This is a genomic window from Nocardia grenadensis NBRC 108939 (assembly GCF_001613445.1).
GTDB classification, from domain to species: Bacteria; Actinomycetota; Actinomycetes; order Mycobacteriales; family Mycobacteriaceae; genus Nocardia; species Nocardia grenadensis.
In genome coordinates this window covers 392,004-392,564 of the sequence record NZ_BDCJ01000006.1, presented here as the reverse complement: position 1 = coordinate 392,564, position 561 = coordinate 392,004, and the positions used below count along the sequence as shown (strand labels likewise).

General features: G+C 63.3%; 1 protein-coding gene. It reads right to left on the bottom strand.

Annotation, left to right across the window (positions count from 1 at the left end):
- Positions 1–24: 24 nt before the first annotated feature.
- Positions 25–534, bottom strand: coding sequence for a YbaB/EbfC family nucleoid-associated protein (locus NGR01S_RS08620; protein ID WP_063035620.1), 510 nt, complete (start codon positions 532–534; stop codon positions 25–27).
- Positions 535–561: the final 27 nt, after the last annotated feature.

The window sequence follows — 561 nt, the reverse complement described above, 5'->3', positions numbered from 1 at the left end:
GACGCGGCCTTGCCCCGGACCGCATCACCAAGAGGGACCGGTCACCCCGGACTGCGACGAATCACCGTCGATCTGTTCGGTGTCGGCGAATTCCATGGCCTCGGATTCCGCCAGAAGCCGTTCCGGAGAACCCGGCGCCGCTGTGGACACGCGCGGCGGCTCGGGCACAAGGCTCAGGATATCCGGGACGCCGGACGCCAGCTCGGATAGCTTGGGCATACGAGAATCTTGATCCTGCACGGGGGCCATCAGGGCGGATGTCTGCCGGCGCAATTCCCGCATAGCGGCCTGCGCTGCTTCGGTGACAGCCTTGGCGATCTCCTCGTAGCTCAGATCACCGATCTCTCCGGAGAACCGGGTCTCGATGACCTCGCCTTCCGCATTGACCGATACCGAGACGCGCTTATGGGCAGCGGTTCCCGTCGCCGTCAGTAACGCCCACTTCTGCTGCATATGTTCGATCGATTTCATGCCGGCCTGCACGGAATCGAACAGATCCGTCAGGCGGCCCATCGACATCTCGTCGTCCGTCATCCCGATTCTTCTCCACGCACTCCGGAT

Bases quoted from the DNA above. Each gene is read 5' to 3' on its own strand.
- NGR01S_RS08620 (WP_063035620.1), bottom strand. From the start codon at position 534: ATGACGGACGACGAGATGTCGATGGGCCGCCTGACGGATCTGTTCGAT.